Annotated in this window: 8 protein-coding genes and 4 tRNA genes; 10 read left to right on the top strand and 2 right to left on the bottom strand. The window is 42.1% G+C overall.

Features of this window, described 5'->3' with window-relative positions:
* Positions 1 to 2 precede the first annotated feature (2 nt).
* The 4 genes from ABD985_RS09910 (at position 3) to ABD985_RS09895 (ending at position 4,798) form a co-directional block, all read left to right on the top strand.
* On the top strand, positions 3 to 329 hold the full coding sequence (locus tag ABD985_RS09910; RefSeq protein WP_345371341.1) for a YbaB/EbfC family nucleoid-associated protein: 327 nt from the start codon (positions 3 to 5) through the stop codon (positions 327 to 329).
* 87 nt (positions 330 to 416) lie between these two features.
* On the top strand, positions 417 to 1,502 hold the full coding sequence (locus ABD985_RS09905) for a glycosyltransferase family 2 protein (protein ID WP_345371340.1): 1,086 nt from the start codon (positions 417 to 419) through the stop codon (positions 1,500 to 1,502).
* Between the two features lie 283 nt (positions 1,503 to 1,785).
* Entirely contained in the window at positions 1,786 to 3,603 is a 1,818-nt protein-coding gene (locus ABD985_RS09900) for a tetratricopeptide repeat protein (protein WP_345371339.1), read from the top strand.
* 214 nt (positions 3,604 to 3,817) lie between these two features.
* The gene (locus tag ABD985_RS09895; protein WP_345371338.1) at positions 3,818 to 4,798 is read left to right on the top strand and encodes a pyruvate dehydrogenase complex E1 component subunit beta; all 981 of its coding nucleotides are present in this window, start codon (positions 3,818 to 3,820) and stop codon (positions 4,796 to 4,798) included.
* A gap of 327 nt (positions 4,799 to 5,125) precedes the next feature.
* Here the strand turns inward: ABD985_RS09895 and ABD985_RS09890 are convergent, their stop codons facing one another.
* Both ABD985_RS09890 and ABD985_RS09885 read right to left on the bottom strand, forming a co-directional pair.
* The gene (locus tag ABD985_RS09890; protein WP_345371336.1) at positions 5,126 to 5,659 is read right to left on the bottom strand and encodes an acyl-CoA thioesterase; all 534 of its coding nucleotides are present in this window, start codon (positions 5,657 to 5,659) and stop codon (positions 5,126 to 5,128) included.
* Positions 5,660 to 6,083: 424 nt separating this feature from the next.
* On the bottom strand, positions 6,084 to 6,731 hold the full coding sequence (locus tag ABD985_RS09885) for a protein-L-isoaspartate(D-aspartate) O-methyltransferase (protein WP_345371334.1): 648 nt from the start codon (positions 6,729 to 6,731) through the stop codon (positions 6,084 to 6,086).
* 230 nt (positions 6,732 to 6,961) lie between these two features.
* Between ABD985_RS09885 and ABD985_RS09880 the strand changes: the two genes are divergently transcribed.
* From ABD985_RS09880 to ABD985_RS09855, 6 genes are all read left to right on the top strand, one after another.
* Positions 6,962 to 7,032, top strand: a tRNA-Cys gene (locus tag ABD985_RS09880).
* 94 nt (positions 7,033 to 7,126) lie between these two features.
* Positions 7,127 to 7,197 (top strand) — tRNA-Cys (locus ABD985_RS09875).
* A gap of 94 nt (positions 7,198 to 7,291) precedes the next feature.
* Positions 7,292 to 7,362: transfer RNA gene (locus ABD985_RS09870), tRNA-Cys, on the top strand.
* A gap of 86 nt (positions 7,363 to 7,448) precedes the next feature.
* Positions 7,449 to 7,519: transfer RNA gene (locus ABD985_RS09865), tRNA-Cys, on the top strand.
* A gap of 535 nt (positions 7,520 to 8,054) precedes the next feature.
* Positions 8,055 to 9,296 carry a c-type cytochrome gene (locus ABD985_RS09860; protein ID WP_345371332.1) on the top strand — a complete coding sequence of 414 codons (1,242 nt, stop codon included), beginning with the start codon at positions 8,055 to 8,057 and terminating at the stop codon, positions 9,294 to 9,296.
* A gap of 58 nt (positions 9,297 to 9,354) precedes the next feature.
* Positions 9,355 to 12,543 (top strand): TAT-variant-translocated molybdopterin oxidoreductase, encoded by a 3,189-nt coding sequence (locus ABD985_RS09855; RefSeq protein ID WP_345371331.1) that lies wholly within the window; start codon positions 9,355 to 9,357, stop codon positions 12,541 to 12,543.
* Positions 12,544 to 12,600: the final 57 nt, after the last annotated feature.

Below are 12,600 nucleotides of genomic sequence, written 5' to 3'. Positions count from 1 at the left end.
ATATGGATATGATGGAAATGCTTGGCAAACTGAAAGAAGTACAAGCCAAGTTGAAAGAAGCACAGGATAATCTAGTACACATCACGGCAGAAGCAGAGTCTGGTGCCGGTATGGTAAAGGCTGTCGTAAACGGCAAGAAGCAAGTGGTGAAGATTGACGTGGATGAGTCACTTTGCAAACCGGAAGATAAGGAGATGATGCAGGATTTGATTATCGCTGCAATCAATAAAGCAATGGAAGAAGTGGAAGGAAAGGCTCAGGCGGAAATGCAAAAGCATACGCAAGGGATGATGCCTCCAAATATTCCAGGAATGGATTTTGGTTTTTAATCCATAGAGCCAAAGATATAGTATTATATAAGAGAGGCTGTCCCATAACCATGTGACAGCCTCTTTATTTTTGACCTTACTTTTTACATGAGCATGTCTGATATTGCGATAGTTATACTCAACTATAATGGAAGCGTCTTCTTACAACGCTTTCTTCCCAATGTATTAAAGTATTCTCCAGGTGCTGAGGTTATTATTGCTGATAATGCCTCGGATGATGATTCCAAAGTATGGATAGAGGCAAATTACCCTAAGGAGGTACATTGGATTCAATTGAAAGAAAACTATGGGTTTTGTGGAGGATATAACGCTGCCTTGAAGCAGTTAAAGCACAAGTATTTTGTGCTTCTCAACTCTGATGTGGAAGTGTCAGAGGGATGGCTGGAGCCTATGTACAGTCTACTGGAGAAAAATCCACATATAGGAGCTTGTCAGCCCAAGATTAAGATGCAGGCAGATAAACGCTACTTCGAGTATGCTGGAGCTGCAGGAGGGTATATCGATCGATTGGGTTACCCTTTTTGTAGAGGAAGAATTTTTGATGAGGTAGAGCAGGACTTGGGACAGTATGATGATGAAAGGCCGGTGTTTTGGGCTACTGGAGCATGTATGATGATTCGTAGTGCTCTTTATCAGGAGTTAGGAGGCTTGGATGAACGTTTCTTCGCACATATGGAGGAAATAGACCTTTGTTGGCGATTACAGCGGGCAGGGTATGAGGTGTGGTACACCGGAAAAAGTGAAGTATATCACGTGGGTGGAGGGACACTTCCTTATAACAATCCCCGAAAGACCTATTATAACTTTCGGAACAGTTTGATGATGCTTTATAAGAATCAGCCGGCTTCGTCTTTATTGTTGATTATATTCGCTCGTTTGGTGCTCGATGGAGTAGCAGCTCTAAAGTTTGCTTTGGATGGAGAGCCCAAACATATAGGTGCTATTTTAGCGGCCCATTTTTCTTTTTATCGACACATTCCGGGTTTGCAAGCTACTCGAAATGCATTCTCTAAGCATTCCTCAAAGAAGAATAATAAGGTTACCCTTCAGGGCAAATGGAAGGGGCTACTTGTTTTTTCTTTTTTCCTGAAAGCCAAAAAAACATTCCCAGAGTTGATAAAGGAAAGTACAGCTGCTGCTTCTGAAACAAATAGACAGTACAACGAAATTTAAGGGCTTTTGGTACTTAAATCCTTTTTTTTAGTACAAAATCGTTAAAAAAAAATCCGCAATAATGATTTAAGGCATAGAAGTTGTATTAATCCATTACCGAATTGAATCAAAGTTCACTTCGATGCGTTATTTTATAATATTTTAAGAAATAAAATAATGTATTGGTTGAGAATTTGCGTATTCTTGGAATGCATTCAACTTATATTAAATTGGATTATTTGGAAGGGGAATGAATTATCCTGATATTCAGCATGAAAATTCCCTATAAAAGTAAATGAGGATTATGAATAAGTACACTACAGTTGTAACATCGGCTCTGGTTGTAGGTTCAATGGCACTAACGAACTGCGCCGGCCTTAAGGCAGATAAGGTTGCGAAAAACCAAGAGCTAACAATTAAGCCATCACCACTTGAGTTGCACGGAGACTCAGTGATTTTCAACGCTAACGCAAAATTGCCAGCGAAATTGATGAAGGAAGGTTATACATATGACCTTGACGTTCAATTTAACCCTTCAAACGGTGAGCCAATCGAGGCTGGTACAATTTCTTTTGTAGGTAATGACTTCGCAGGTTCTGAAGCTCCGGCAGAAATGAACGAGCGTCTAGCATTTGCTTACAACGAGGAGATTGGTAACGGTCAGTTGGAATTCTTAGGTCGTGTTTCTAAAGAAGGAAGCGAGAAGACTACAGAAACTAACAAAGGAACATTCGCAGCGGTCCCTGGTGATGTAAAAGGAGTAATTACTACTTCTAGATTGGCAGCGCCTACATTCATGGCAGTATATGCTGATCACGGATACAACACTGGCGAAGAGTATGAGCCACAGTACGTAGATTTCTACTTCTTGAAGAACTCTGCTGCTTTGAGATACTCTGAGAAGAACGGTGAAATGGGTAAGAAATTGAAGAACTACGTTTCTGAGAAGAACCCTACAAAAACAGTTACTATTACAGGTTCTCACTCTCCTGAAGGACCAACAGATATCAACACGAAATTGGCGAACCAGCGTCCAGCTGCAGTTGAAAAATACTACGACCAACTTCAGAGCAAATACAGATACTCTAGCGAGGAAAAGCCTCAGTTCGTAACGAAGCCAGTAGTAGAAAACTGGTCTGCGTTCAGAGATCTATTAACTGCTTCAGACAAGTTTACTGATGCTGAGAAGGATGAGATCCTTTCAATCGTAAACGGTGCAGGTGACTTCGTTTCTAAAGAATTGAAACTTCAGTCGCTTTCTTCTTACAAGAAAATGCTTAGATACGTTTACCCTCCTTTGAGAAACGCAAAAGCAGAGATCTTGAAACTTAAGGAGAAAAAAGAGCCAGCAGTAATCTATGACTTGGCTAAGAAAATGGCTAACGGTCAGGAAGGTCTTGAGGCATTGAGCAACGAGGAACTTCTTTTCGCTGCAGCTGAGTTGACTCCTTCTCTAGACGAGAAAAAAGCAATCTACGAAACAGTATTGAGAAAAGGTGAGAACGCAGTAGCGTATAACAACCTTGGTGCTGTAATGTTCGAGATGGCGAAGAAAGAAGAAGGTGACAAGCAAATCGAAATGATCAAAGCAGCAGTTCCTCACTTCGAGTCTGCAGCTAAAATGGGTGCTGATGCAGCAGCTGAAGCTTCTGCAAACCTTGCAGGTGCTCACTTGATGCTAGGTGACTTGAACGCAGCGGAAGCAGCTTTGGCTAACGCTAACTCTTCTAGCGCTTCTGTTACAGCAGCAACTAACGCTGTAAAAGGTTACGCAGCAATCAGAGCTGGTAAATATGACGAAGCAATCAACTACTTGTCTTCTGCAGGTAACGATGCTGACGTTCTTTACAACAAAGCTTTGGCTTACACGTTGAAAGCGAGCAAAGACATGAGCGGTGACTACAGCCAAGCAGCTGCAGCATTGAAAGAAGCAAAAGATGCTAACGATAGCGCTAAAGTAAACTACTTGGCAGCAATCGTAGCAGCTAGACAAGGAGATGCAGCAGCATTGACTACTGCTTTGACTGCAGCAATCGCAAAAGATAGCGCTTATGCTGAGAAAGCAGTTACTGACCTTGAGTTCGTAAACTTCAAGGACGCAGTAATGGCGGCTTCTAAATAATTATACTTCACATCAAATAAATCATTGATGTAAAGTAGAAAGCCTGTCACTTTATGTGACAGGCTTTTTTTCGTTCTTTCTTCTGCCTCCTCTAGTATCCAATGTAACCTTATAACCTATACCTTCTACCTTTTCCCTTTTTTTTTCCTATCTTGGCGGTCGAAAAACGAAATGTCTGTATTAACGATTAAAATGCACTTTTAAAGGAAATACCATGAGAGAAATTCAATTTAGAGAAGCCTTGAGAGAAGCAATGTCCGAGGAAATGAGAAGAGATGATAAAGTCTTTATCATGGGTGAGGAAGTAGCAGAGTACAATGGTGCTTACAAGGTAACTCAGGGAATGTTGGACGAGTTTGGTCCTGATCGTGTGATTGACACTCCTATTGCTGAGTTAGGGTTTGCAGGTATCGGTACGGGTGCCGCAATGAACGGTCTAAGACCAATTATTGAGTTTATGACGTTCAACTTCTCATTGGTAGCAATTGACCAAATTATCAACGGTGCGGCAAAGATTTATTCTATGTCAGGTGGACAGTATACTGCACCAATGGTATTCAGAGGGGCAACAGGTAACGCTGGACAGCTAGCAGCACAGCACTCTCAAAACTTTGAGAACTGGTATGCGAATACCGCTGGTCTTAAAGTAGTCGTTCCTTCCAATCCATATGATGCAAAAGGATTATTGAAGTCAGCCATCCGTGATGACAATCCAGTAATTTTCATGGAGTCAGAGGTGATGTACGGTGACAAGGGAGAAGTACCTGAGAGCGAGTACCTGATTCCAATCGGAGTAGCAAATGTTACGAGAAGAGGAGATGATGTAACTATCGTATCTTTCGGTAAAATGATGAAAGTAGCACACGAAGCTGCAGATCAATTAGCAAAAGAGGGCATTAACGCAGAGGTGATTGACCTTCGTTCTGTGAAGCCAATCGATTATAAAGCGGTTGTTGATTCAGTAAAGAAAACAAACCGTTTGGTGATTGTAGAGGAAGCATGGCCAACTGCATCCCTTTCTACAGATATCTCTCACCACGTACAGCGTAACGCATTTGACTTCCTGGATGCTCCAATCATGAGAGTGAACTCTCTGGACGTACCAGTAGCTTATGCACCAACACTACTACAAGCAGCTCTTCCAAGTGTAGAGCGTACAGTAGAGGCTGTGAAGCAAACGTTGTATAGAAACTAAGACTTTTCCGTAACGGTTAAGTTATAAAGCATAAAAAAGCCCTGAGGTGTGTATACATCTCGGGGCTTTTGTTCATCCGCTACACGGCGTATGTTAATTGAGCTTCGCTCGTTCATGATGTTTAGTTGAAATATATAAAATAAGGTTCGAAATTGATCTATCATACTGCCACACAGCTTTGTTGAATCGTTGAATCGGGCTTCGCTCGTTGATTCGAGTTGAATTGTTGATTGAGGTGTATACTAATACTCATACAACATATCAACTCGAATCAACGAGCGAAACTCAATTCAACTCTCCGAAGGAGAAATTCAACGAATCAACAAATTACTTGCTGATGCTTTTTTTAGTAAACAAAGCTTTGAGCTCTGTAGCGTCATCGGGGCTCATACGTCCACCCAATATCAAACGTAGTTGTCGTCGTCTAAGCGCACTCTCATAGAAGTCTTTTTCTTGGTCTGTCTCAGGTTCTATGCGGGGGACAGAAATAGGGTTTCCCGATTGATCGATAGCAACAAAAGTCATAAATGCCGTATTGCATTCGACTATAGTACCTTTCTGCATATTCTCCGTATTGACCTTGATGTAAATCTCCATAGAAGAGTTAAATGCTCTGGTAACTTTAGCTTCCAATGTGATGACATCTCCCAGGGCAGGAGAGCTCTTAAAAGAGATGTTATCGACAGAGGCTGTAACAACTGCCCGATTACAATGCTTTTGGGCGGCAATAGCGCCAATAACATCCATCATATGCATCAAGCGACCTCCCATTAGGTTGCCATATGTATTGGTGTCATTGGGGAGTACAATCTCCGAAGAAATGACATAGGAGTCTTTGGGATGTTTAAATACCTTGCTCATTGTTTAATGTGTTGAGGCGACTTACGCCGCTTGTTGAGAAGAACTTCATTCTGTTGAGATTCACCTTCGGTGAGTTGAGATAGTTTATTGATCCTCACTTTTGGTGAATTGAAATCGTTTAATTGAATTGATCTATATATAGTAGTTAAGATTGAAGCTATCGTATGATATCAGTTTAGAGACTCCATGTAATGGGTTACCGCTTATCGTTTTCGTTTATAAACAATAAGCGATAACCGATAAACCTGTATATTATCCCGCAAACAGCGACAGGATTAATTTTAAACATTATAGAATAAGTAATTTCACTGCTCACTGCTCACTGCTCACTGCTCACTGCTCACTGCTCACTGCTCACTGCTCACTGCTCACTGCTCACTGCTCACTGCTCACTGCTCACTGCTCACTGCTCACTGCTCACTGCTCACTGCCAAGCATCTTCTCCCTTGAACTTTACAAAGCAAAATCCACCATAATCTTCTTCTTCCAGTGTTTTCTCGTCAATCTTGGTGATCTTGAGCATACGTTGATTTCTTTCATCTCCTACGGGAATAACCAATATACCGCCTACCTTAAGTTGTTGCAACAGGGCTTTAGGAACATGAGGTGCACCTGCAGTCACAATGATTTTATCAAAAGGAGCTGCAGAAGTTAGTCCTTTGGAGCCATCACCAAAAATAAAGTTGGCCTTGTATCCTAGGGAGGTTAAGAGCTTTTGTGCCTTAAGGTGTAGTTTACGTACTGTTTCTATTGTATAAAGCTTAGCGCCTAACTCTAGTAAAACGGCTGCTTGATAGCCAGACCCAGTACCTATTTCGAGAATCTTATCTCCAGGTTGCACTTGTAGTAACTCGGTTTGGAAGGCAACTGTATAGGGTTGTGAAATGGTTTGTCCTTCTCCAATAGGAAAAGGCTTATCCTGATAAGCATGTTCTTCAAAAGCACTGTCCATAAAGAAGTGTCGAGGGATTTTTCGGATTGCCTCCAATACGTTTTCAGCTTGAATGCCTTTCTGAGCAATTCCCCTAACAAGCGTGTTCCTCTTTCCTTTGTGTTTATAACTATCAATCACTGTTGTGTCACTTTGTTGGCTAATGATGAAATATTGCTGTGGATATCTTAGTTTGATTCAATAAAGATACGTAAATTCTTAGAGAGATATGTTTTTGTCTCTAAAGGCTTTTTAAGGGGTGTTAAATTAGTTGTTGATAATCAGAGGATTGTTTTCCTTCTTTAAGAAAAGAATTGTGAAAGGTTGTAATAAGTGAAATCATCTATTACTTTTGCCATTCAAATTTACAGGGTGCCGTGGCCGAGTGGCTAGGCATCGGTCTGCAAAACCGAGTACAGCGGTTCGAATCCGCTCGGCACCTCTACAACAGTTATCAGTGAAAAGTTAAGAGTGATGAGTTTATTATTCTTATTAAACAATTCATAACTCATCATTGAAAACTGTACACTGAATAGGGTGCCATGGCCGAGCGGCTAGGCATCGGTCTGCAAAACCGAGTACAGCGGTTCGAATCCGCTTGGCACCTCTACAACAGTTATCAGTGAAAAGTTAGAAGTGATGAGTTTATTATTCTTATTAAACAATTCATAACTCATCATTGAAAATTGTACACTGAATAGGGTGCCGTGGCCGAGTGGCTAGGCATCGGTCTGCAAAACCGAGTACAGCGGTTCGAATCCGCTCGGCACCTCTACAACAGTTATCAGTGAAAAGTTAAGAGTGATGAGTTTACTATTCTTATTAAAAACTCATCACTCCAAACTCCTCACTAAAAAAGGTGCCATGGCCGAGCGGCTAGGCATCGGTCTGCAAAACCGAGTACAGCGGTTCGAATCCGCTTGGCACCTCTCTTTAATTTTTAATGAAGAATTATCAATTATTCATCTCTTAGGAGAAGTATTATTCTTGAAAATTGAAAATTAATCATTGAAAATTAAAAAAAGATGCTCAGGGATACGTTTTCCAACAGAACGTATTTCTGAGCTTTTTTTATATGCCCTTCATTTTGTGAGGATTATCGTTGCTCCTGTTTCCCCTATCTTGGGAGCTATCAGTAAGGTGTTATTTAAGGGATCTTAATTTTTTCACGTTTTTTCTTGGAATTTTATTACAAGTGTAAAAACATCTCTTATTAACAGTTAGTCTATAATTTAGAGTAGATCTAAATAAGGAATAAAAGTCACTATTTTTTTATAAAAAACTGATAATCAGCTTTTTATAAGTATGATGAAAGTCATTCTTTTGACTTTTTCTAAATAGGGATCACTGTATTGTACAACGTAAATGTTTGAATAATACTAAGTCAGTGTTAGATTTGCGCGATGAATGGTTTAAAGTGTAAACGAAACTAAACTAATAAGTTTTATAAACCCCTTTTAAAGTATGAGTATCGGCAGAAGTGTTACAAGGTTACGTTATGCTCTGATGATCGTGATGGGACTTCTCTTCTCTTCAAGTGCTTTTGCACAGGAAGCGGCGGGAATTCCGGCGGATGAGGCATCCGTTGCAGCGGGTCAGGAGTTATTTGATGGCAACTGTGCGTCTTGTCATAATGTACATCAGGATATGATCGGCCCAGCGCTGAAGAATGTGTACGAGAGAAGAGACGTAAAGTGGTTGCAAAACTTTATCAAGAATCCTTCGAAGGTGAAGGATAGTGGAGATGCTTACGCAGTTGCACTTTTCGAGAAATGGGCGCCTACAGTGATGCCTGCTCAGCAGCTAAGTAACGATGAGATTGTACAAGTGCTAGCTTACGTGAAGCACTCTACAGAAAATCCTCCGGTAGCAAAAACAGCGGAAGCAACAGAAACAGCAGGTTCAGCTCCAGCAGCTGCAGGTGTTGATTCTAACCTTCTATTGGTTGTCATCGGTGTATTGGTAGTATTGTTGGTGATCGTGTTGGTAGTATTGGTAGCTTTGGCTTCTGTACTTTCTAACTACCTTAAGCAACAAAAAGGATTGACAGCAGAGGATGCAGATTACGTAAACCAGCGTTTTGACCTTGGAGCAGTATTGAAGAGCCAGGCCTTTATCGGTTTTGTTTCTTTTGTATTCGTTATCCTTGTAGCAAAAGCATTGTTGGATGGCGTAATGGGTATTGGTGTTCAGCAGGGATATGCTCCTGATCAACCAATCAAGTTCTCTCACAAACTACACGCAGGGTACTACGAGATCGATTGTCAGTACTGTCACACGGGTGTAGAGAAATCTAAAAACGCTAACATCCCTTCAGCAAATATCTGTATGAACTGTCACAGCCAGGTTAGAACAGATTCTGAAGAGATCCAAAAAATCTATGCTGCGATCGAGAATGATCAGCCGATCCAGTGGGTGAGAATCCACAACCTTCCTGACCTTTCTTACTTCAACCACTCACAGCACGTGAAAGTTGGTGGCGTGGAGTGTGAAACTTGTCACGGCGATATCAAGGAGATGGAAGTGGTGCAACAGCACTCAATGTTGACCATGGGATGGTGTATCGACTGTCACAGACAGACTGATGTGAATGCAAAAGGTAATGCTTATTACGATAGAATCGTTGAGCTACACAATTCGAACACAAAAGCACCGATGAAAGTAGAGGATATCGGAGGTTTGGAGTGTGCGAAATGTCACTACTAATCACATCCCGTTTCAAGTGAATAGTTTTTTATAAGATTTCAAGTTAACTGGAAATATAATGAGTAAGAAGACATATTGGAAGGGCTTTGAGCAACTGACAAATGACCCTGACTTTGTGAAGCATGCAGATAAAGAGTTCGCAGAAGATCTTCCTATCAAGGATGCTTACGGCGACAACTCTGATGCGATGGAAGGGGAAGGTACTCGTAGAGACTTCCTTAAAGTGATGGGATTCTCAGTAGCAGCAGTGACACTAGCAGCTTGTGAGGCGCCAGTAAAAAAGGCAATCCCTTACCTAAACAAACCTGAAGAAGTTGATCCAGGAGTAGCGAACTATTACGCTTCTACTTATATCGACGGATCAGATTACGTGCCAGTTGTAGTGAAAACTCGTGAGGGTCGTCCGATCTTCATCGAGGGTAACACCTTCTCTACAATGACTAAAGGAGGTATGTCTGCAAGAGCAGCGGCTTCTGTAATGGCATTGTATGACAATGAAAAAGCGAAAAACGCAACGAAAAGTGGAAAAGAGATCGCTTGGGACAAATTGGATGCTGAAGTAACAGCAGGTCTTAAGGGAGCTTCTAAAGTAGCAGTTGTTTCTAATTCAATTGTTTCTCCATCTACTAAAACTGTCCTTGACGGTTTTACTTCAAAATATAATGCTGAGCTGGTACAGTACGATCAAGTAACGCTTTCTGCGTTGGTTGAGGCGAACAAGCAGCAGTTTGGCGCAGCAGTAGTACCAAGCTACGACTTCTCTAAAGTAGAGTCAGTAGTATCATTTGGTGCTGACTTCTTGGGTACTTGGTTGTCTCCTGAAGAGTTCACAGCGAACTTCATGGAAACAAGAAAAGTAGGCCCTCAAAAGAAAGATATGTCTCAGTTGCACGTGTTTGAATCAATGCTTTCAATCACTGGTGCACAAGCAGACTACAGAACTCCTGTTAAACCATCTGAGGAAGGATTGGCAGTAGCAGCACTTTACAATGAGATTGCAAAAGCAACAGGTGCAGCTACAGTAGCTACTTCTTACAAAAATGAGGCAATTGCTAAAGCAGCTAAATCGCTATTGGCAGCAAAAGGAGCTTCTATCGTTGTTTCAGGAATCAATAACGTAGCAGTTCAGACACTGGTGAATGCAACGAACCAATTGTTGGAGAACTACGGTAAGACAATCGACTTAGAGCGTCCATCATTCCAGAAGCAAGGAGATGACAAGAAGATGAACGAATTCGTTACTGACCTGAAAGCAGGTAAGTACGATGCTGTAATCTTCTATAACGCTAACCCTGTTTACGATCACCCAAGAGGTGCTGAGATTGCAGCGGGTATCAAGAAAGTGAAACTATCTGTTTCAACAGCAGACAGATTGAATGAGACAGCTTCTCTTTGTATCTACAATGCACCAGACAGCCACTTCCTAGAGGCATGGAACGATGCAGAGCCTAAGAAAGGATTCTTCTCATTGGGTCAGCCTACAATCTCTACCATCTTCGCTACACGTCAGGCACAGGAATCATTCCTTGTTTGGGCTGAGGATGAGCGTGAGTATGAGGAAGTATTGAAAGCGAACTGGAATAAGCTTTATGCGATCGCAGGATCAGAGGAGTCTTCTTTCGAGAAGTTCTGGGTAAGAGCATTGCACAATGGTGTGGTAGAAACTACTGCAGACTATGTGTCAGCGCACGAAGCAGCAAGCACTTCTGTAAGCTACAGCGCAACAGCAGACGTAGCAGCGGCAGGAAACGCTATCAAAGCAGCTTACAAGCCTACAAAAGGATTTGAGCTAGCAATTTATACTCCAGTAGTAATGGGAGCTGGTACACAAGCCAACAACCCAATGCTACAGGAAACACCAGATCCAATCACTCGTGTAACTTGGGGTAACTACATCGCGATCAACCCGGCAGATGCTAAGGAGTTGGCAGTAGATGAGGAATTCGAGGTAAACAAAGGTGTGGTGAAGGTAACAGTAGCTGGTCAGGAAGTAAAGATGCCTATCGTACTTCAGCCAGGTTTGCCAAGAGGTGTAGTAGCAATCCCTACAGGTTACGGTAGAGGTGAGGAAGCTGGTAAAGTAGCAGTTCAGGCTGCTGGTTTCAATGCATTCACTTTGGTTCCTGCTACAACTGGTCATTTGAACTTCAACGTAACAGCAGGAGTAACTGTTGAGGCGACAGGAGAGCAAGGTCAATTGGCACAAACACAGACACACGAAACGATCATGGGTCGTGAGTCTATCATCCAGGAGACTACACTTGGAGAATATAAGAAAAACCCAGCAGCGGCTCGTTACCAGGTAATGATTACTTCTTTGGAAGGAAAAGTGAAGCCTGAGAACGTTTCTGCATGGGATATCCAAAACGACGGTTACGCTAAGCAGGATCGCGATAAGAGCGAAAACGCACTTTGGTTCGATCGTCTAGGATACGAGGCGGATACGCACGATTACAACGGACACCACTGGGGTCTTGCAATCGACCTGAACAGCTGTACAGGTTGTGCGGCTTGTGTGGTTTCATGTCATATTGAGAACAACGTTCCTATCGTAGGTAAGGAAGAGGTGATCAAGCGTCGTGAAATGCACTGGATGCGTATCGACCGTTACTATGCGCACGAGGAAGTTGAGGTAGCAATGCCTGACGACTACAAGAAAATGGAGAAAGCAGTGGAGAACCCAGAGGTTGTATTCCAGCCGATGATGTGTCAGCACTGTAATAACGCTCCATGTGAGACGGTATGTCCAGTAGCAGCAACTACTCACTCTTCTGAGGGACTTAACCAGATGACTTACAACAGATGTATCGGTACGAAGTACTGTGCAAACAACTGTCCTTACAAAGTACGTCGTTTCAACTGGTTCAAGTACCACAACAACGATGAGTTCGATTACCACTTGAACAATGATTTGGGTAAGATGGTATTGAACCCTGACGTTACAGTACGTTCTCGTGGTGTGATGGAGAAATGTTCAATGTGTGTTCAGAGAATCCAGGCAGGTAAATTGGAAGCGAAGAAAGAAGGTCGTCCAATGCAGGATGGAGATGCAACAACAGCTTGTGCATCAGCTTGTCCTTCAAATGCGATCACTTTCGGTGACTTCAACGATCCTAACTCAAAAATCAGAAAACTGGTGGAGAGTGAGTTGGAAGAAAGAGCATACAACGTATTGGACGAAATCAACACGAGACCAAACGTTTGGTATACGGCTAAAGTCAGAAACAAAGACAGTCACAATGCATAATTGATACATGGATGATCTGGTCAGGCCCCCTGACCAGACATTCCTGTTAAGGTTAAT

The sequence above is a fragment of the Algivirga pacifica genome, assembly GCF_039543525.1.
Classification (GTDB): Bacteria; Bacteroidota; Bacteroidia; order Cytophagales; family Flammeovirgaceae; genus Algivirga; species Algivirga pacifica.
This window is presented reverse-complemented; position numbering and strand designations above follow the sequence as displayed.

Coding starts and splice junctions, on each gene's coding strand:
- ABD985_RS09910 (WP_345371341.1), top strand. CDS start 3: ATGGATATGATGGAAATGCTTGGCAAACTGAAAGAAGTACAAGCCAAG.
- ABD985_RS09905 (WP_345371340.1), top strand. CDS start 417: ATGAGCATGTCTGATATTGCGATAGTTATACTCAACTATAATGGAAGC.
- ABD985_RS09900 (WP_345371339.1), top strand. CDS start 1,786: ATGAATAAGTACACTACAGTTGTAACATCGGCTCTGGTTGTAGGTTCA.
- ABD985_RS09895 (WP_345371338.1), top strand. CDS start 3,818: ATGAGAGAAATTCAATTTAGAGAAGCCTTGAGAGAAGCAATGTCCGAG.
- ABD985_RS09890 (WP_345371336.1), bottom strand. CDS start 5,659: ATGAGCAAGGTATTTAAACATCCCAAAGACTCCTATGTCATTTCTTCG.
- ABD985_RS09860 (WP_345371332.1), top strand. CDS start 8,055: ATGAGTATCGGCAGAAGTGTTACAAGGTTACGTTATGCTCTGATGATC.
- ABD985_RS09855 (WP_345371331.1), top strand. CDS start 9,355: ATGAGTAAGAAGACATATTGGAAGGGCTTTGAGCAACTGACAAATGAC.